18 protein-coding genes and 1 pseudogene are annotated in these 16,532 nt (G+C 64.1%); 11 read left to right on the top strand and 8 right to left on the bottom strand.

Translation table 11 applies throughout. The annotated features are described in order from the left end of the window. Positions 1 to 40: 40 nt before the first annotated feature. Positions 41 to 217 (top strand): annotated as a pseudogene (locus tag AC1DWI_RS01875) (trypsin-like peptidase domain-containing protein); the annotation flags it as partial. After that, on the top strand, positions 209 to 952 hold the full coding sequence (locus AC1DWI_RS01880; RefSeq protein ID WP_477724304.1) for a PDZ domain-containing protein: 744 nt from the start codon (positions 209 to 211) through the stop codon (positions 950 to 952). The pseudogene AC1DWI_RS01875 and the gene AC1DWI_RS01880, both read left to right, overlap by 9 nt. On the opposite strand, the gene AC1DWI_RS01885 is transcribed toward AC1DWI_RS01880, so the two are convergent. After that, on the bottom strand, positions 928 to 1,107 hold the full coding sequence (locus AC1DWI_RS01885; protein ID WP_477669585.1) for a YgaP family membrane protein: 180 nt from the start codon (positions 1,105 to 1,107) through the stop codon (positions 928 to 930). The two genes, AC1DWI_RS01880 and AC1DWI_RS01885, sit on opposite strands and share 25 nt — an antisense overlap. A gap of 149 nt (positions 1,108 to 1,256) precedes the next feature. Between AC1DWI_RS01885 and AC1DWI_RS01890 the strand changes: the two genes are divergently transcribed. The 7 genes from AC1DWI_RS01890 (at position 1,257) to AC1DWI_RS01920 (ending at position 5,356) form a co-directional block, all read left to right on the top strand. Beyond that, positions 1,257 to 1,910: a BON domain-containing protein gene (locus AC1DWI_RS01890; RefSeq protein ID WP_477669586.1), complete on the top strand. Its 654-nt coding sequence runs from the start codon at positions 1,257 to 1,259 to the stop codon at positions 1,908 to 1,910. Between the two features lie 42 nt (positions 1,911 to 1,952). Continuing rightward, positions 1,953 to 2,327, top strand: coding sequence for a hypothetical protein (locus AC1DWI_RS01895; RefSeq protein ID WP_477669587.1), 375 nt, complete (start codon positions 1,953 to 1,955; stop codon positions 2,325 to 2,327). A 139-nt stretch (positions 2,328 to 2,466) separates the two neighbouring features. Then, positions 2,467 to 2,811, top strand: coding sequence for a hypothetical protein (locus AC1DWI_RS01900; protein ID WP_477669588.1), 345 nt, complete (start codon positions 2,467 to 2,469; stop codon positions 2,809 to 2,811). Between the two features lie 71 nt (positions 2,812 to 2,882). Then, the gene (locus tag AC1DWI_RS01905) at positions 2,883 to 3,320 is read left to right on the top strand and encodes a YeeE/YedE family protein (RefSeq protein WP_477669589.1); all 438 of its coding nucleotides are present in this window, start codon (positions 2,883 to 2,885) and stop codon (positions 3,318 to 3,320) included. Positions 3,321 to 3,326: 6 nt separating this feature from the next. Then, the gene (locus tag AC1DWI_RS01910) at positions 3,327 to 3,764 is read left to right on the top strand and encodes a DUF6691 family protein (protein WP_477669590.1); all 438 of its coding nucleotides are present in this window, start codon (positions 3,327 to 3,329) and stop codon (positions 3,762 to 3,764) included. Between the two features lie 4 nt (positions 3,765 to 3,768). Next, positions 3,769 to 4,434 (top strand): DUF599 domain-containing protein, encoded by a 666-nt coding sequence (locus AC1DWI_RS01915; protein ID WP_477669591.1) that lies wholly within the window; start codon positions 3,769 to 3,771, stop codon positions 4,432 to 4,434. Between the two features lie 40 nt (positions 4,435 to 4,474). Further along, a complete protein-coding gene (locus tag AC1DWI_RS01920; protein WP_477669592.1) occupies positions 4,475 to 5,356 on the top strand; it encodes an MBL fold metallo-hydrolase in 882 nt (293 codons plus the stop codon). Positions 5,357 to 5,376: 20 nt separating this feature from the next. Here AC1DWI_RS01920 and AC1DWI_RS01925 read toward each other — a convergent pair whose 3' ends face one another. The 5 genes from AC1DWI_RS01925 to AC1DWI_RS01945 form a co-directional block, all read right to left on the bottom strand. Next, entirely contained in the window at positions 5,377 to 5,571 is a 195-nt protein-coding gene (locus tag AC1DWI_RS01925) for a hypothetical protein (RefSeq protein WP_477669593.1), read from the bottom strand. Beyond that, the gene (locus AC1DWI_RS01930; protein WP_477669594.1) at positions 5,568 to 5,843 is read right to left on the bottom strand and encodes a poly-beta-hydroxybutyrate polymerase N-terminal domain-containing protein; all 276 of its coding nucleotides are present in this window, start codon (positions 5,841 to 5,843) and stop codon (positions 5,568 to 5,570) included. Before AC1DWI_RS01930 ends, AC1DWI_RS01925 begins: the two co-directional genes overlap by 4 nt. A 57-nt stretch (positions 5,844 to 5,900) precedes the next feature. Next, positions 5,901 to 6,431, bottom strand: a complete 531-nt coding sequence (locus tag AC1DWI_RS01935) for a flavodoxin family protein (RefSeq protein ID WP_477669595.1) — start codon at positions 6,429 to 6,431, stop codon at positions 5,901 to 5,903. A 145-nt stretch (positions 6,432 to 6,576) separates the two neighbouring features. Further along, positions 6,577 to 9,129: a cation-translocating P-type ATPase gene (locus AC1DWI_RS01940; protein ID WP_477724300.1), complete on the bottom strand. Its 2,553-nt coding sequence runs from the start codon at positions 9,127 to 9,129 to the stop codon at positions 6,577 to 6,579. A 30-nt stretch (positions 9,130 to 9,159) separates the two neighbouring features. Beyond that, positions 9,160 to 9,747: a hypothetical protein gene (locus AC1DWI_RS01945; RefSeq protein ID WP_477724301.1), complete on the bottom strand. Its 588-nt coding sequence runs from the start codon at positions 9,745 to 9,747 to the stop codon at positions 9,160 to 9,162. A 260-nt stretch (positions 9,748 to 10,007) separates the two neighbouring features. On the opposite strand from AC1DWI_RS01945, the gene AC1DWI_RS01950 reads away from it, so the two are divergent. Further along, positions 10,008 to 10,391, top strand: a complete 384-nt coding sequence (locus tag AC1DWI_RS01950) for a TraR/DksA family transcriptional regulator (RefSeq protein ID WP_477669598.1) — start codon at positions 10,008 to 10,010, stop codon at positions 10,389 to 10,391. Positions 10,392 to 10,460: 69 nt separating this feature from the next. Continuing rightward, positions 10,461 to 10,928: a universal stress protein gene (locus tag AC1DWI_RS01955; RefSeq protein WP_477669599.1), complete on the top strand. Its 468-nt coding sequence runs from the start codon at positions 10,461 to 10,463 to the stop codon at positions 10,926 to 10,928. A 137-nt stretch (positions 10,929 to 11,065) separates the two neighbouring features. Here AC1DWI_RS01955 and AC1DWI_RS01960 read toward each other — a convergent pair whose 3' ends face one another. Further along, positions 11,066 to 13,213, bottom strand: coding sequence for a response regulator (locus AC1DWI_RS01960; RefSeq protein ID WP_477724302.1), 2,148 nt, complete (start codon positions 13,211 to 13,213; stop codon positions 11,066 to 11,068). Between the two features lie 32 nt (positions 13,214 to 13,245). After that, positions 13,246 to 16,532, bottom strand: a 3,287-nt coding sequence (locus AC1DWI_RS01965) for a response regulator (protein ID WP_477724303.1), incomplete at its 5' end; no start/stop codon positions are given.

The following is a 16,532-nucleotide window of genomic DNA, read 5'->3' on the forward strand; positions in this document are numbered from 1 at the left end:
GGCGATCTGATCGCCCTTTGGTTTTCCGGGCTCCGTCACGGCGGGCATTGTCAGTGCAAAAAATCGCGCTCTTTCCGGCAGCGGCGAAACCCCTTTTCTGCAAACCGATGTGGCCATCAATCCCGGAAGTTCAGGCAGCCCACTCTTCAATGCAGACGGCGAGATCGTCGGCCTGAACTCGCTGATCTACAGCGGTAGCGGTGGCTACATGGGCGTGTCATTCTCGGTACCCATCAACCTGGCCATGGACATCGCATGGCGCCTGCGGTCACAGGGCCAGATACGGCGCGCCTGGCTGGGGGCCCGGCTGCAGGGCATGACCGCCGCGCTCGCGCAGTCCTTCGGGGTGCGCGACCCCACGGGTGCGCTGGTTGTGCAGGTCACGCCTGGAGGGCCTGCTGCTCTGGCAGGTATGCAGCGCGGTGACATCATCACAGCCTTTAACGGTGCAAAGGTCCGGGATTTCAGCAGCCTGGCATTGCAGATGAGCGACCATGGGACGAGCACGCCAGGCACGCTGGAGGTATGGCGCGAGGGCCGGAGAAAAACGGCAACGATCCTGCTGGCGGAGGCACCTGCAGGCGCGYAGCGCCCATTGGCGGCGCCGGTCACCGGCGACCTCCCTCGTTTGGGTCTCGGATTGACCGAGTCCGGGAAGGACTTGCAGGCACAACTGGGCATAGATGGCGGCCTGCTGGTGCGTCGGGCCGCCGGAGTGTCACGCAGCGAAGGCATACAAGCCGGAGACGTGCTTATCGCCGCCAATGAATTCAGGCTGGACAGCGTGGCGGATTTTGACCGCGTGTTATCCCGTCAGGAACCTGGTTCCAGCATTGCGCTGCTGGTGCTGCGGGACGGGAACACAGCCTATGTTCCGCTGCGCATTCCTGCGGCAATCAAGCGCCAGGTGGATGCTGGAACAGACGCTCAGTCCAAACCAATAGCCCAGTAAAGCGGGCAAAATTTGAACAAGCCTGTCAACAGCGGAATCAGGCCCACCAAGCCCCACCAGCGGGCATTTCCGTCGAGCGCGAACAAGAGCGCCAGCAGCAAGATGCCGGCTGCGATGCGAAGCCTTCTTTCGATGGGGCCTATCCCGTATTTCATAGCGAAGTCCTTGTGTCTTGATCCGGTGTTCAGCGTATCCCGGCCCGTAACGCCGCTGCTTGACGAATGTCAAGGCAAGCACGTCCGCGCCTCCCTACAGTGACATACCCGCTTTGTGCGGATGATGAACACATTCAAGGGGAAGAACCATGAAAACCGATATGCAACTCAAGGCCGATGTCACCGCCGAACTCGCTTGGGAGCCTGCCGTCAACTCAGCCGGCATTGGTGTTCTCGTCAATGACGGCGTGGTGACGCTCACAGGGCACCTGAACACCTTCGCCGAAAAAGTCGCGGCCGAGCGGGCCGTGCGCCGCGTAGCCGGTGTGCGCGGGCTGGCGATCGAGCTGGACGTGAAACTGGTGGCCGCCCACCATCGCAGCGATTCCGAGATCGCCTCAGTCGCCGCATCCGCGCTGCGCTGGAGCGTGTTGCTGCCGCTGGACCGCATCAAGGTTGAGGTCGAAAAAGGATGGGTCACCCTTACTGGCGACGTCGACTGGGCTTACCAGTCCAGCACCGCCGAAAAATGCGTGCGCGGCCTGGTGGGCGTGCGCGGCCTGTCCAACAACATCGTTGTCAAGCCCACCGTCAGCATTCGGGACGTCGCGGCCGAGATTTCCGCCGCGCTCGAGCGTCAGGCCGATCGCGAAGCCCGGCACATCCAGATCGACGTGAAAGGCGGCGTCGTCACCCTTCACGGCAAGGTGCACTCCCTGGCCGAGCGCGAAGCGGCCGCCGGCGCGGCATTCGCCGCCAGGGGCGTCACCCGCATCGTCAACAAGCTGGAAGTCACCGCCTGAAGCGGTGGCCTGTTTCCGCCCATTTTTTTCAGGAGTACCCACATGCCCTTTCTTCATGCCGTGGTCTGGCTGGACCATCACCAGGCCCAGCTGATCCAGTTCAACGCCGAACAGGCCGAGGCGCGCAAGCTGCGCGCGCATTCCCATGCCACGCCCCAGCACGGCAGCGAGGTGCGCACCCGGCATGAATTTTTCGGCGATGTCTGCGATGCGCTGGACGGCATGGAATCCATCCTGGTGACGGGCGGGCACACGGCACAGGCCGACTTCCGCCACTACGTCGACAAACATCGCCCTTCCCTGGCGCCGTGTATCGCCGGCTGGGAGACCGTAGACAACCCAAGCGAGGCCCAGTTGCTGGCCTTGGGCCGGCAGCGGAAGCACCAGGCCGCTATCGGCCTGGTCACCGGACACTGACAGCCTCCCGGAGAACTTCGTGGCCGCCGGCATCCGGTCCGCCCAAGCGCCACGCCACGATGCCGCTACTTGATCCAGCACAAATTACAGCACCCGGCGAAGGCCTATCGTGGATCTACCTTTAACGCTGGAGAAATGTATGCACTCAACTCACCTTCTCAGCTTTGGCTTCGCCTTCCTGGCCGCCGGCGCCGCCGTGGCGCAGCAGCCCGCCCCGCCCGCAGCACCGGCTGCGTCCGCAGCCAGGCCCGGTCCTCGATCCGGCATGGGTCCCGGTATTGGCCGCGATTTCACGCCCGGCTGGATGATGATGAGTCGCGAGGAGCGCGACGCCCATCGGCAGCAGATGCTGAACGTCAGATCGGTGGAGGAATGCCGCCGGCTCCGCGACGAACACCTCAAGGAGATGGCCGAACGTGCCAAGGCGCGGGGTGTTGCGATGCCGGGTCCCCGCCACGACGCCTGCGCAAACCTGCGCCCCTGAACGGTGCGGAACAAGGATACTTCGATCTACGGACCTTGACTTGAATTTTCTGTTAACGGAAAGAGTGACTGATGTACATCGACTGGAATGCGTTCACGCCATGGACGGCCCTGGCAGGCGGAGGCCTGATCGGCCTGGCGGCGGCCATGTTTGTCCTGCTCAACGGGCGCATCGCCGGCATCAGCGGCGTGTTGGGTGGCCTGTTGCGTCCCGCGCGCGGCGACATCGGCTGGCGCGTCGCGTTCGTGGCGGGACTGGTGGGTGCACCGCTGCTGTTTGCCCTGTTCGCCCAACTGCCGCGGCCACAGATTGATGCCGGCTACGGAACCCTGATTGCAGCCGGATTCATCGTCGGGCTGGGCACGCGCTACGGCTCCGGCTGCACCAGCGGACACGGTGTTTGCGGCATCTCGCGCTTGTCGCCGCGTTCACTGGTTGCCACGGCCGCCTTCATGCTGGCCGGCTTCGTCACGGTGTTCCTCGTGCGTCATGTCTTTGTGGTGGGGTGAGCGGCCATGTACAACCTTCTTTCCCTGCTGGCCGGCGCGGTCTTCGGCCTGGGCCTGCTGGTCTCCGGCATGGCAAACCCCGCCAAAGTACTCGGATTCCTGGATCTGGCGGGCCCGTGGGACCCTTCGCTGGCCTTGGTCATGGCAGGGGCCATCGCCGTCGCATCCATTGCATTCGGGGTGGCAGGTCGCCGCCACCTGAGCCTCATGGGGCAGGAAATGAAGCTTCCTTCCTCCCGTACCATGGACCGCCGGCTGGTCGCCGGCAGCCTGCTGTTCGGAGTCGGCTGGGGTATCGCCGGCTTCTGCCCGGGCCCGGCGCTCGTCGCGCTCGGCATGGGCCAAGGCAAGGCCGTCGTCTTTGTCGCGGCCATGCTGGCGGGAATGGGTGCGTTCGAACTGCTCGAACGGCGGGGCAATCCCCAACATCCGAAGGCAGGGTGACCCCATGGAGGCGATGCTCGTCTGGCTGGCCGCCTGCGTTACCGGCGTTGCGCTGCTCTTCTACGAGGCAACGCTTGCCTTCGCCCAGCGCCGCAGGCCGGAGCAACTGGCCCGCGCGGCACATGCCAGCTTGCGTGAGCAATGGTTTGCCGCCGTCTCCATGCAGCAGGGCTCCGAGATCCTGGCCGTGCAGACACTTCGCAACGCATTAATGTCGGCGTCGATGACCGCATCCACGGCCGCGCTTGCGTTGATGGGCACGCTGACGCTGGCCGTGCCCGCGCTGCGCGAGAAGCTGAGCGGCAATCCCCGCTGGCATGCTTCCTTCGAGCCCTGGCTGGTCATGGAACTCGCTCTGCTGGCCTTGCTGTTCGCATCGCTGGTCTCCTCGGTGATGGCGGTGCGTTACTACAACCATGCCGGCTTCATTGGGGGCATGCCCGTCGGTTCAGACGCCAGGAAACAGTGGACCCCGGCGGGGATCGAGTATGTGCGCAGGGCCGGCGTGCTCTATGGCTGGGGTTTGAGGCAGCTCCTGCTCGTTGCCCCGGTGGTAGCCTTCATCCTTCATCCCGCGGCGGGCCCGATCGCGGCTGCGATCGTTCTGGGTGTTTTGTGGAGAATGGACCAGATCGGCTCCGGCCCCGCCGACCCGAGCCGAAGCCTGTGAGCCACCCGYTGATGCCCCGCCACCCTTGAAAGAAAATCCCATGAGCCGTACAGCGCGTATTCAAGCTTTCTTCGACCCGGAAACCTGGACCGTGTCGTATGTCCTGTCGGACCCGGCGACGGGAAACGCCGCGGTGATCGATCCGGTGCTCGGATACGACTTCAAATCGGGGCGCACGCATACCCGGGCGGCGGACCAGGTGCTGGCCCACCTTGTGGCCGCAGGCCTGAAGGTGCAATGGATACTGGAAACCCACGCGCACGCGGACCATCTGTCGGCGGCCCGCTACCTGCAACAGGCTGTCGGCGGAAAGATTGCGATCGGCGAGAACATCAGGCAGGTTCAGGCGGTGTTCAAGAAGCTCTTCAACCTGGAGCGCACTTTTCTGCCCGACGGCAGCCAGTTCGACCATCTGTTCAAGGACGGCGAGCGGTTTTGGATCGGACAGCTGGAGGTCACCGCGCTGCTTGTGCCCGGACATACGCCGGCCGACATGGCCTACGCGGTGGAAGACCTTGTTTTCGTCGGCGACACGCTCTTCATGCCCGACGTGGGTACGGCACGCGCTGATTTTCCGGGCGGCGATGGGCACCAGCTTTACCGTTCCATCCGCCGGCTGCTGGAACTGCCGCGGGAGACGACGATGTTCGTGTGTCACGACTATCCGCCGCAGGCGCGAGCGCCCGCGTGGGAGACGACCGTCGGTGAACAGCGCGAGAAGAACATCCACGTGCATGACGGGGTCACCGAAGATGCCTTCGTCCGGATGCGCACGGCGCGGGATGCCACCCTCGAAATGCCGACTCTGATCCTGCCCTCCCTGCAGGTGAACGTGCGCGCGGGACAGCTTCCGCCTCCGGATGACAACGGTGTGTCCTATCTGCGCATTCCGCTGAACGCGCTGCCCACCGCGAAGCAATAAGTACCATGCACCTTCGACCTCTATTGTGTTTCTTCACCCGCATGCGCTTCATGCCACGAAGCCGGGCCCTCCCGTTGGGTATGTGAATGCGTGTGCGACGGCGCCTGTGCACGCAGCGTGCCCAGCTGTCCCTCGAGATCGGCGATGCGGTTGATATAGTCCAGCAGGACGGCAACCGTGAAGATATCCAGATCCAAGTCGCTACGAACGCTCATGGCCTGGCGCAAGGGAGCGATGCAACTGTCGCTAAAGAGCGGCCGTAGCAGGAATGACCGGCATATTGCGTCCACTGGAGCAGCTTGTGCCAGGCGGTGGCGGCCATTTCCGCCTGTTTTCCCGGCGATGCCGCCAGGTGGCTCAGCCAGTCGGCCTGCGCCAGTAGTACGGATGCGGGCGAAATGCCGTTGGCCATGCGGGCCAGCAAAAGCTGCAGCGGCACATCCGCGGGCGCGGGCCCGGCGGGCGCAATGGTCAGCTCGGCGGGCATGTTCCGGTTTCCGGTGGTTAAAAAACGGCGGCACCGCGGCGGCAGGAAGGAACGCGCTCACACGGCGCTGGGCGACAGGTCCGTCGGCCGGACCACATCGTCCTTCTTCGCGTGGTCCCGGACCGCGGCGCCGAAGACGTTCAGGTCGGACGCGTAACTGCCGTCATCCACTTCGCGCGCGGTGAACGAGGTCGACAGGATGGGCGGACGGCCCAGTATCCGGTCGATCTCGGCGAAGGCATTGGTGGCGCCCTTGCCGCCCATCACCGAGATGACGGCAACCCGCTTGAGGCTGGAGGTATGGTCGCGCACAAAACTGCGCATGGGCCCGGCCAGCTCGGCAAGCCAGATGGGCGCGATCAGCACCACCGTGCCGAAACTGCGCGGGTCAGGCCCCTCGTAGCGGATCTCGGGATGGCGCCTGAGCAGCGAATCCAGTACGCAGCGCAGCATGCCCACGGTGCCGGCGCGTGAGCGCGTTTCGCGCACCTCGCCACGCGGCCACTGGAACTGGCTGGCCAGCAGGTCGGCCACGCGGCGCGAGGTGCCGGTATTGGAATAACAGACGATAAGGGTGGAGTTGGACATGATTCTGTTCCTTCGAAGGTTGGGCTCGGTGGCGCTTGGTCGGGCGCTGGTCTGGTACCGGGCACCAGCAAGGGTATGGGAGGCGACCGGCTCACCCCTTGACGTACATCAAGGGCGGCAGCCTTGCCGCAGGACTCTCCCCCGCTCACGCCTTGCGCGATGCCGTTGAAACAAAGCGCAGGGCCAGCAGCCACAGCGTCATGGCGCCCAGGATCAGCAGCAGCCAGGCGGCGCCCCGCCCGGACGGCGCGGCAAAGCCCATGACCCCGCGCAGCCAAGGCTCCCACAGCGCCAGCGAAAGCAGCGCGGCCACGGCGGCGGCCAGACGCGGGAGCCAGGGATTCCTGAAGATATGCACCGAATGCCGGTGAACCAGCACCAGCAGGAACAGGCCCGCGACCAGGCTCACGAACATCGTCGTGCGCACCTCGGCAGCGGGCCAGCCTTGCTCCAGCAGGGACCAATTGGCCGCGAGCAGAACAAAGGCCAGGCCAAAGCCTTGCGACAGGCCATAGACCATGTTGCGCAAGGCAAACGGCGAATCCGCGGCCGGCCTGGGCGGACGGCGCATCAGCTGGGAATCCGCCGGCTGAGCTTCAAACAATATCGAGCAGGCCGGATCAATGATCAGCTCAAGCAGGATGATCTGCGCGGGCAGCAACAGGGCGGGCCAGCGAAGCAAGGCGGGAACCAGAGCAAGCGCCACGATGGGCGCGTGCACCGCGAAGACGAAGCGCACGGCGCTGCGGATGTTGTCGTCGACGTGGCGGCCCTGGCGTATGGCGGTCGCGATGCTGGCGAAGCTGTCGTCCAGCAGCACCAGGGCCGCGGCTTCGCGCGCCACGTCGGTCCCGCGCTCGCCCATGGCGATCCCGGCATCCGCGGCCTTGAGCGCGGGTGCATCGTTGACGCCGTCGCCCGTCATGCCCACCGTGCCGCCGTCGGCCTGCAGCGCGCGCACCAACCGCAGCTTCTGCTCGGGCCTGAGCCGCGCGCAGATGGCTGCGTTCCTCAAGCGGGTCCGCAGCGAGGCATCGTCCAGCGCATCGATGTCCGCACCGGTCAGCACGTCGGAGGGATTGGGCAGGCCCGCCTGTCGGGCGATCGCACTGGCCGTCACAGGGTGGTCCCCCGTCATCATGATCACGCGTATGCCCGCCTCGCGGCAATCCTGGACGGCTTGCGGTACCGTGGGCCGCAGCGGATCGGCCAGGCCCAGCAAGCCGGCAAAGCGCAGCGTGAAGCCCTGCTGGCTTTCGGGCAATGCGGTACCCGTCCACTCACCGCTCGCCACACCGAGCACGCGCAGGCCTCTTGCCGCCATGTCCTGCACCTGCTGCTGCACCGCCTCGCGTTGAAGCCCCGGGAGCCGGCACAAGTCCATGACCGCCTCCGGCGCGCCTTTGGTGGCCAGGAAATAACGCCCTTGGATCTCGCCGCCGTAGGCATGGGTGACGGCCAGTAGCTGCGGCGTGAGCGCATATTGCAGCGCCGGCGCGGTGCCCTGGCGCGCTGTCGAATCCGGGCCCAGGCGCAAATCCCCGAGGACCCGTATGGCTTTTTCCATGGGGTCAAACGGCTTCGGCGGCGTGGCCAGCATCGCGCATTCGAGCAGTCCCGTGAGCGCGGGAGGAAGCTGCGCATCGCTGCCGGCCTTGAACACGGCATCCGCACCCGCCAGCTCAACGAGCGCCATGCGGTTCTGCGTCAGGGTGCCGGTTTTGTCCACGGCCAATACCGTGATCGCGCCCAGCACCTCGATGGCGTCGACCCGGCGCGTGAGGATTTTCTGCCGGGACAATCGCCAGGCCGCCAGCGCCAGGAACACCGCGAGGACGACGGGAATCTCCTCCGGCAGCACCGCCATCGCAAAAGCAATCGCCGGCAGCAGGCTGGCGACAAAGCCCTGGCCGTCCCTGAGCCAGGCCAGCAGCACCAGCAGCGCGGCGACGGCCAGCCCGGCGCCGGCGAATCCCCGCACGATGCGCCGCGACTGCCGGTACAGCCTGGAGGCCGGAGCCTGCGTCGTCGCAAGGGCCACGCCGATGCGGCCCATCGCGGTGCGGCCCGCGGTGGCATGCACCCGGGCCAGGCCCGTACCCTGCGTGATCACCGTACCGGCGTAAACCGATGCGCCGCTTTCGCCATCGGGTCCAAGGCCGTCCCGCTGCTCGGGCTCGGGCAATTTGGGCCTGGGCACGGATTCGCCGGTCAGCAGCGACTCGTCGACTTCAAGGGCGCCCTCCAGCAAGGCCGCGTCGGCGGCGATGCGGTCGCCTTCGCGCAGCACCAGCACATCCCCGCAGACCACTTCGCGGCAAGCAATGCGAAGCTCTCTGCCGTCCCGAAGGACCAGCGCGCGCGGCGCCGACAGTTCACGCAAGGCCTCCAGCGCCCRCTGCGTTTTGCGTTCCTGGAACAGCGTCAGCGCGACGATCAGCAAGACCGAGGCCAGCAAAAACGTGGCCTCGGCCGTGTCACCCAGCACCAGGTAACCCGTGCCCGCCGCGAGCAGCATCAGGAACATGGGCTCCTTGACGACACCCAGTGCGATCCACCCAAAGCTTTGCGGTTCGCTTCCGGGCAGCAGGTTGGGCCCGTCGGCGCGCAACCGCGCGTCAGCTTCCTCGCCGCTCAGTCCCGGGGCCGCGGGCGCCGGCTCACGCGGGGGGGCGGCGGCTCGGGCTGCGGTGTTCATGGTTCCGGCGCGATCCGCACAGCCCGTCAGCTATTTTTTGGCGCCGGAATCCGCGCCCTTGTCCGCCGCCTGTTTGCCGGCCTCGGCCGATTCCTGCGCGGCTTTGTCCGCGCTTCTCAAGGCATCCTGCGTGGCCTTCATGGCCTTCTGTGTTTGCGCCTGGTCGGACTGGCCGGCCTTGCGCAGCGCTTCCCCGGCGCGACCCGACGCCGCGCGCACTGCGCTCGCCGCCCGCCTGGCCGCCTCGGCCGCCTTTGCCGTGAGCTTTTTCATGTCGTCGGTGGCCGTCGCGGCGGCATGCTCGGCCTTTTCGCGGGCCTTTCTTGCGGCTTCGTCCGCCTTGAGCGCCTGCTCCCGGATATTCGCGGCGGTCCGCTTCGAGACGTCCTGGGCGGCGGTCYCCGCCAGCTGCAGCGTGAGTTTGACCAGGTCGGCCGCCGCGCGGGCGGAATCGGCCGCCTCTTGTGCAGCTTTCTGCGCGGCCGCCTTTGACCGCGCGGCCACGCCGGCCGGCGCGCTGGCGGCCCCGGTCGGCGCCTGGGCCCTTTCAGGGGCCTGGGCCCGGGCATCACCTGCCGCGTAGCCCATGGCGCTTGCAGCAAAGGCGGCGGCAATCACAAAAGTCTGGGTATTCACGGTCGGCCTTTCAACGAAGTTGGGGGTCCACCATGATGGCCACACCGGGCGACAACGCATTTGACTTGGCGCAACTGGCACGCAATGGCCACTTTATGCAGGATTGGAAGCGTCGTTCAAGGCCTCTGGCGCGGCCCCTGCTTCTCCCCTGCTTGCGCCAGATCAACATCGGTTTTCTCTAGCGTCATGAAAATCGCGGTTGAAGCAGACACAAAGACCATCCACTTTTTTCAGGCCTCTTCATGAAGCACTATGACAACACATTGGCAGGACACTTCGGCGGCATCCTGGCCCGGCGCGAAACCGAATTACGGGACGCCTTGGATAGGGGAAACAAAAAGGAACTCGCGGCTGACCAGGCCGGCGGCGAGGTGCAGGATTTCAAGGACCTGGCCGAGCGGGAGTCGCAGTCCGACATGGCGGCGATGGACACGGCGCGAGCCACTGCCGAGCTTTCCCTGGTGGTGGCGGCCCGGCGCCGGTTGCGGGAAGGCAGCTTCGGTCAATGCGCTGGATGCGGCAAGCCGCTCGATCTGCGCCGCCTGGAAGCGCTGCCGGCCGCCGCATTCTGTGTGTCGTGCCAGACTGCCAGCGAAAAAATGCCGCACCAGCCCACCGGCAGTTGATCCGCATCAATAGTTTGTCCCCGGGAATCGTCAATATTCATGACGTTTCAACTCCCGTGAGGTACCACCGTGTTCAAGCGAATCCTGATTCCCGTGGACGGCAGCGACACCGCCACCAAAGCCCTTGTCGCTGGCCTGCAGATCGCGCGTGAAACCAGCGCCAGCGTGCGGTTGGTGCATGTCGTCAATGAAATGGCCTACCTGGGCGGGATAGATCCCCATGGCACGTACTCGGCCGACCTGGCCGGCATGATGCGCGAAGGCGGCGCCAAGGTATTGACCGACGCAATGGCCGTCGCCCAGTCGGCAGGTATCGAAGCCAGCCAGGCACTGCTCGATGAATCCGGCAAGCGCCTCGGCGAAGTCATGGCCACGGCAGCCAAGCTATGGGGTGCCGACCTTGTGGTGGTGGGCTCCCACGGCAGGCGCGGCATAGGGCGCGTGCTGCTGGGCAGTGGCGCGGAGCAAATATTGCGACTGTCGCCTGTGCCTGTACTGGTTATTCGCAGTGCACCGCCGGAAGCGAGTTCGGGCTAGCGGAACTGCTGCATGCCCCGTGAACACTTTGACCCTGGCGCAGAAATAAATCCAGCCAAATCAAGGACTTACGGGTGATGGGTGCGGGTCAGACTCGCAGCAGTTGCCCACCATTCCTCTTCGACCTGCCTCTCGAGCTATTGTTCGCCCATGGCTTTTGTTTCCACTCGCGGCTGGCTCACCATAGCCAGGAGAGATTCGATGTCTGCGGGCTTCACCACATGATGGTCAAAACCCGCTTGTTGGGAGCGCAGCCGGCTTTCGGCTTCGCCGTAGCCGGTCAAGGCAATCAGCAGCGTTGTTTTCGATTCCGGGCGACTGCGCAGCTGGCGAGCAACTTCAAAGCCGTCCAAGCCGGGCAAACCGATGTCGAGGATGACTACGTCCGGCACGAATTCCCGGGCGATATGGAGCGCTGACGCACCATCATTCGCGATCCTCACATTAAAACCTTCCAGCTCCAGCAGCACTTGCAGCGTTTCTGCGGAAGCGCATAAATCGTCGACTACAAGGACTTTTCGGGGAACAGCAGCCACCGGTTTGGCGGCCGCCGGCGCAGCCACCACAGGAAGACCGGCATCGTTGCCTGAAATCCTCGCCGGAAAATAAAGGGATATCCGGCTTCCCATGCCTTTGCCTTCGCTATAAGCCTCTACTTTGCCGTTGTGCAACTCGACCAAATGCTTGACCAGTGTCAAGCCGATACCCAGGCCGCCTTGCGCGCGGTCCAGAGCCTGATCGCCCTGGGCAAAGAGGTCGAATACATGCGGCAGGAATTCGGGCTCAATGCCCTGGCCGTTGTCTGATACGAACAGGGTGACGCCCTCCTCCTGCAGCGAAGCGTTCAGCTCGATCTTTCCATGCTGATCCGTGAACTTGGAGGCATTGTTCAGCAGGTTGGAAAGTACTTGCGACAAGCGCACCAAATCGCCCTGGAGCACCACGGCTTCAGCTGGAAGACGGACAGTCAATTCCTGATTCCTGGCTGCCAGCAGCGGGCTGCTGGCCTCCACTGCATGCTCGCACAATGTCGAGAGCAGGACCGGCTCCATGTGAACCGTCACCTTGCCCCTGACGATCCGCGAGACGTCCAGAAGATCATCGATCATTCGTGACATGTGATCGACCTGCCGTGCAATGACATCACGCGCCCATGCAACTTTCGGGTTGACCACATGGGAACTGTGAATGATGTGCACTGCGTTCCTGATCGGAGCCAGCGGATTCCTGAGCTCGTGCGCCAGCATGGCAAGGAACTCGTTCTTGCGGCGATCCGCTTCCTGAACCAGCGTATAGAGTCTGGCGTTTTCCATTGCAATAGAGGCACGGCCCACCACCTCGCTGAGCAGGGCGGCGTCCGCCTGCGCAAAACCGCCGGCCTTGCCGAACAGGATGAGTGCGCCCAGCATCTGCTCACGCGCGACCAGCGGACAAATAGCCATCTCCTCATGGTCCGCCGGCAGCTCCGGCCAGGCAGGCTGCGGGGCTGCCGCGGAGGCCGTCGACGCCGCGCACAATTCCGTTGYGGGCAGAAACGCTATCTTCCGCGAGAGCATGGCGCTGCGGACCGTCGCCGCCATGGAGGCGCTCAACTCGCGATGGCATTCGAGTACGACAGGGCCCGCGGAGGGATCCGGGCCACCCGCAATCTTGAGGCAGCGACAGTGCAGTTCGCCATGGCTGTCCAGCAAGGCGACGGCCGCCATGGCGCCAAGGTCCGGTACGGCGATATCCGCCAGCGCTTGGGCAGTGGCATCGATATTAAGGGACATGGACAGGCGTTGGCTGGCATCCGACAGGAAGGCGGCGCGCCGCGTGGCATCCTCTGCAGCGGTGCGTGCCGCCTCGGACCGCGCCAGCGCCTCGCGCTCGACGGCCTGTTGCTGAAGCTGCCGGTTCATGCGGTGCAGGTCGACGAAAACCTTGACCTTGGAGCGCAACACCCCAGGCACGACGGGCGACGAGATGTAGTCCACCGCGCCCAGCGCGTAACCCTTGGCGGCCTGTTCCTCGTCCACATAGGCCGTGATGAAAACAATGGGCGTTTGCGCTGTCTTCTTGTACTGCCGGATCATGCTGGCGGTCTCCAGCCCGTCGAGGTCGGGCATGTTGACGTCCAGCAGGATGACCGCAAACTCCATCTGCAGGATGAGGCGCAGAGCCTCCCGGCCCGAGCGGGCGCTGACGATGTTTTGCCCCAGTTCTTCCAGGATGCTGTTCATGACAACATGCTTCTCCGGCAGGTCGTCGACGATCAGGATGTTGACCAGGTCCGGATTCAGCATGTTTGCCGGCTCCTGCGGCATGAGGACGGCACTCACCGGGGCAACCAGGCACGCAGCACGGCCAGCAGGTTTTCCGTATTGACGGGCTTGGAGAGGTAGTCCCAGGCGCCGGCCTCTATGCATTTCTCGCGGTCCCCCTTCATGGCTTTGGCCGTGACCGCGATCATGGGCAAGGTCTTGCCGGCCGGCAGCTTGCGAATCTCCTGCATGGTGACCAGCCCGTCCATCACCGGCATCATGATGTCCATCAGTACCACGCTGAGCTGCGGATCGGAGGCAACTTTGGCAATGGCGTCGTGGCCGTTGTCAGCCCAGACGATGTCCATGCCCTCCCCCTCCAGCACGGTGGCCAGAGCGAAGATATTGCGCATGTCATCGTCGACGATCAGTACCCTTTTTCCCGCGAGTGACTTGTTGGCATCGTGGAAGTTTCGCAAGGTGCTGCGCTGCCTGTCCGTCATGCGCGCCTCGCTTACATGCAGGGCATGCAGGGCCAGGTCTATCACCCGGGGGACAGACCTGGCTTCGCGGAAAAAATAGCCGTCGTGTGACTGCCAAGCAGGCTGAAGCTGCGCATCGATCATGCCTTCACGCCAGACCACCATCTGCAGCGGCCCGAGCACCGAGGCTGCGGGCGAGGCATTTCGCAAGCGGTCGAACCCGTTCGCCAGTGACGCCTCATCAATCACGGCGCATTCGAAGCGGGCGAAGTCCTCGGGTTTGACGTCCGCCAGTGACGGCACCGCGAGGCACTGAACATGGCTGCCGCCCAGCAGGCCGGTGACCTCGGCACGCAACGCTTCGTCCATCAGGGCAACAACCACGTGCCGCACCGGGCGCGACACATAACGGTGCAGCTGATCCAGCATTTCGTCGAGAACTTCCTTGGCTGGAATCGGTTTCTCGATGAATGCCATGGCGCCGGATCGATAGGCGCGCTCCTTGGAATCGTCGGTGGATATCACGCAAACCGGAATGTKCCTGACGCTGAAGTCCTGCTTGATGCGCTCGAGCACGCGCCAGCCCTCCATGTCGGGAAGATGCATGTCCAGCGTGATGGCCGAAGGCTTGAACTCGGCGGCAAGCGTGAGGGCGCGGGCCCCCAGCGACGTCACCAGGCCCTTGAACCCCTTGGCCCTTGCGGCATCAAGCAAAAAGCTGGCAAAGGCCAGGTCGTTCTCCACAATCAGGAGCACAAAGTCGCCAGGCTGGATGGTGTGCCGGTCATCCGCAGCCTCATTGGCCGCAGAGTGCGTGTCCAGCGACAGAACGGAATCATCGAAGGCGACTTCCATCTTCTCGAAACCCAGGCGGCTGATCGGCGCGGCCGGCTCGAAGCGCTGCTCGGCGCTGCTGCCCTGTTTGCGCGCTACGCGCGTCGAAGCGTAGACCAGCGGCAGGTAGAGCACAAAGCTGCTGCCTTCTCCCGGCGCGCTGGACAGGCGTATTTCGCCGCCCAGCAGGCGCGAGAGTTCGCGACTGATGGCCAAACCCAGACCGGTACCGCCGTACTTGCGGCTGGTACTGCCGTCAGCCTGCTGGAAGGCTTCAAAGATGATCTGCTGCTTGTCGGCGGAAATACCGATACCTGTGTCAGTGACGGAAAACGCCAGCACCTGCTGCGCGCGGTTGAGTTCCTCGTTGTCCGGACTCCAGCCGGTAAAGGCTTCTTCTATCGCCAGGGCCACATGACCCTGGTGCGTAAATTTGAAGGCGTTCGACAACAGGTTTTTGAGAATTTGCTGCAGGCGCTTGACGTCGGTCACCATGGAAACCGGCAACTGCAGCCCGGTAGTGATCAGGAAATCCACATTCTTGGCTTCGGCCACATGGCGGAAAGTGCGCTCGACGTACATCTGCAGATCGGACAGCCGCAGCTCGTTCACGTCCACCACCACCGTGCCCGACTCGATTTTCGACAAGTCCAGGATATCGTTGATCAGCATCAACAGGTCGTTGCCGGAGGAATGAATGGTCTTGGAAAACTCCACCTGCTTGTTGGTCAGGTTGCCTTCCGAGTTCTTGCACAGCTGATCGGACAGGATCAGCAGGCTGTTCAGCGGTGTGCGCAACTCATGCGACATATTGGCCAGAAACTCCGACTTGTACTTGGACGTGAGCGAAAGCTGCTTGGCCTTTTCTTCCAGTGCCTGCCGGGCTTGTTCGACCTCCTGGTTCTTGCGCTCCACCTCGTCGTTCTGCTGGACCAGCAGATGGGCCTTTTCCTGCAGTTCCTCGTTGGTCTGCTGCAGTTCTTCCTGCCGGCTTTGCAGCTCCTGCGCCAGGGACTGCGACTGGGTCAGCAAGTCCTCGGTGCGCATATTCGCTTCAATCGTGTTGATCACGATGCCGATACTCTCAGTGAGCTGGTCCAGGAAAGCCTGGTGGGTTGGGTTGAATCGCTCGACCGAGGCGAGTTCCACCACACCGCGGACCTGGCCTTCGAAGATGATGGGCAGCACCAGGATGTCCATAGGCGCCACTTCGGTGAGGCCGGACGATATCTTGAGGCCCTGCGGTAGCGAGGACGTCAACAAGATCTTTTGTTTGTCGAAAGCGCACTGGCCTATCAGGCCCTGGCCCAAGTCGATTTCCTTGCCGTAAGCGCCCTGCCCTTCGGAGGCGTAGCTGGCCATGAGACGCAGGCGCGGCCTCTCTTGCGTGTAGCTCAGCACATAAAACTCCGCCTGCTGCGCGCCAACCACCGGTGCCAGCTCCGAGAGAATCAGATGCCCCACGGCCACCAGGTCTTTCTGGCCCTGCAGCATCCGGCTRAATTTGGCGAGATTGGTTTTGAGCCAGTCCTGCTCGGTATTGACCTGGGTCGTGTCCTTGAGGTTGCGGATCATTTCATTGATCGTGTCTTTCAGCGCCGCCACCTCACCGAGCGCCTCGACCGTGATGGACCGCGTCAAGTCACCTTGCGTCACGGCAGTGGCCACCTCGGCAATGGCGCGCACCTGGGTCGTCAGGTTGGCAGCCAGCTGGTTCACGTTCTCCGTCAGGCCTTTCCAGGTGCCGGCGGCTCCGGGCACCTTGGCCTGCCCGCCCAGCTTGCCTTCCACGCCGACCTCGCGCGCCACCGTGGTTACCTGATCGGCGAAGGTGGCCAGGGTGTCAGTCATGCCGTTGATGGTGTCGGCCAGCGCGGCGATCTCGCCCTTGGCTTCCACGGTCAGCTTGCGCTCCAGGTCGCCGTTGGCCACGGCCGTCACCACGCGCGCAATGCCTCGCACCTGGCTGGTCAGATTGCCAGCCATGAAGTTCACGTTGTCAGTCAAATCCTTCCAGGTACCGGCCACGCCCTGCACGTCAGCCT

The organism is Polaromonas sp. P3_C2, assembly GCF_056402675.1.

Excerpts from the sequence above, each read along its gene's own strand:
- AC1DWI_RS01885 (WP_477669585.1), bottom strand. The coding sequence starts at position 1,107 with ATGAAATACGGGATAGGCCCCATCGAAAGAAGGCTTCGCATCGCAGCC.
- AC1DWI_RS01890 (WP_477669586.1), top strand. The coding sequence starts at position 1,257 with ATGAAAACCGATATGCAACTCAAGGCCGATGTCACCGCCGAACTCGCT.
- AC1DWI_RS01895 (WP_477669587.1), top strand. The coding sequence starts at position 1,953 with ATGCCCTTTCTTCATGCCGTGGTCTGGCTGGACCATCACCAGGCCCAG.
- AC1DWI_RS01900 (WP_477669588.1), top strand. The coding sequence starts at position 2,467 with ATGCACTCAACTCACCTTCTCAGCTTTGGCTTCGCCTTCCTGGCCGCC.
- AC1DWI_RS01905 (WP_477669589.1), top strand. The coding sequence starts at position 2,883 with ATGTACATCGACTGGAATGCGTTCACGCCATGGACGGCCCTGGCAGGC.
- AC1DWI_RS01910 (WP_477669590.1), top strand. The coding sequence starts at position 3,327 with ATGTACAACCTTCTTTCCCTGCTGGCCGGCGCGGTCTTCGGCCTGGGC.
- AC1DWI_RS01915 (WP_477669591.1), top strand. The coding sequence starts at position 3,769 with ATGGAGGCGATGCTCGTCTGGCTGGCCGCCTGCGTTACCGGCGTTGCG.
- AC1DWI_RS01920 (WP_477669592.1), top strand. The coding sequence starts at position 4,475 with ATGAGCCGTACAGCGCGTATTCAAGCTTTCTTCGACCCGGAAACCTGG.
- AC1DWI_RS01925 (WP_477669593.1), bottom strand. The coding sequence starts at position 5,571 with ATGAGCGTTCGTAGCGACTTGGATCTGGATATCTTCACGGTTGCCGTC.
- AC1DWI_RS01930 (WP_477669594.1), bottom strand. The coding sequence starts at position 5,843 with ATGCCCGCCGAGCTGACCATTGCGCCCGCCGGGCCCGCGCCCGCGGAT.
- AC1DWI_RS01935 (WP_477669595.1), bottom strand. The coding sequence starts at position 6,431 with ATGTCCAACTCCACCCTTATCGTCTGTTATTCCAATACCGGCACCTCG.
- AC1DWI_RS01950 (WP_477669598.1), top strand. The coding sequence starts at position 10,008 with ATGAAGCACTATGACAACACATTGGCAGGACACTTCGGCGGCATCCTG.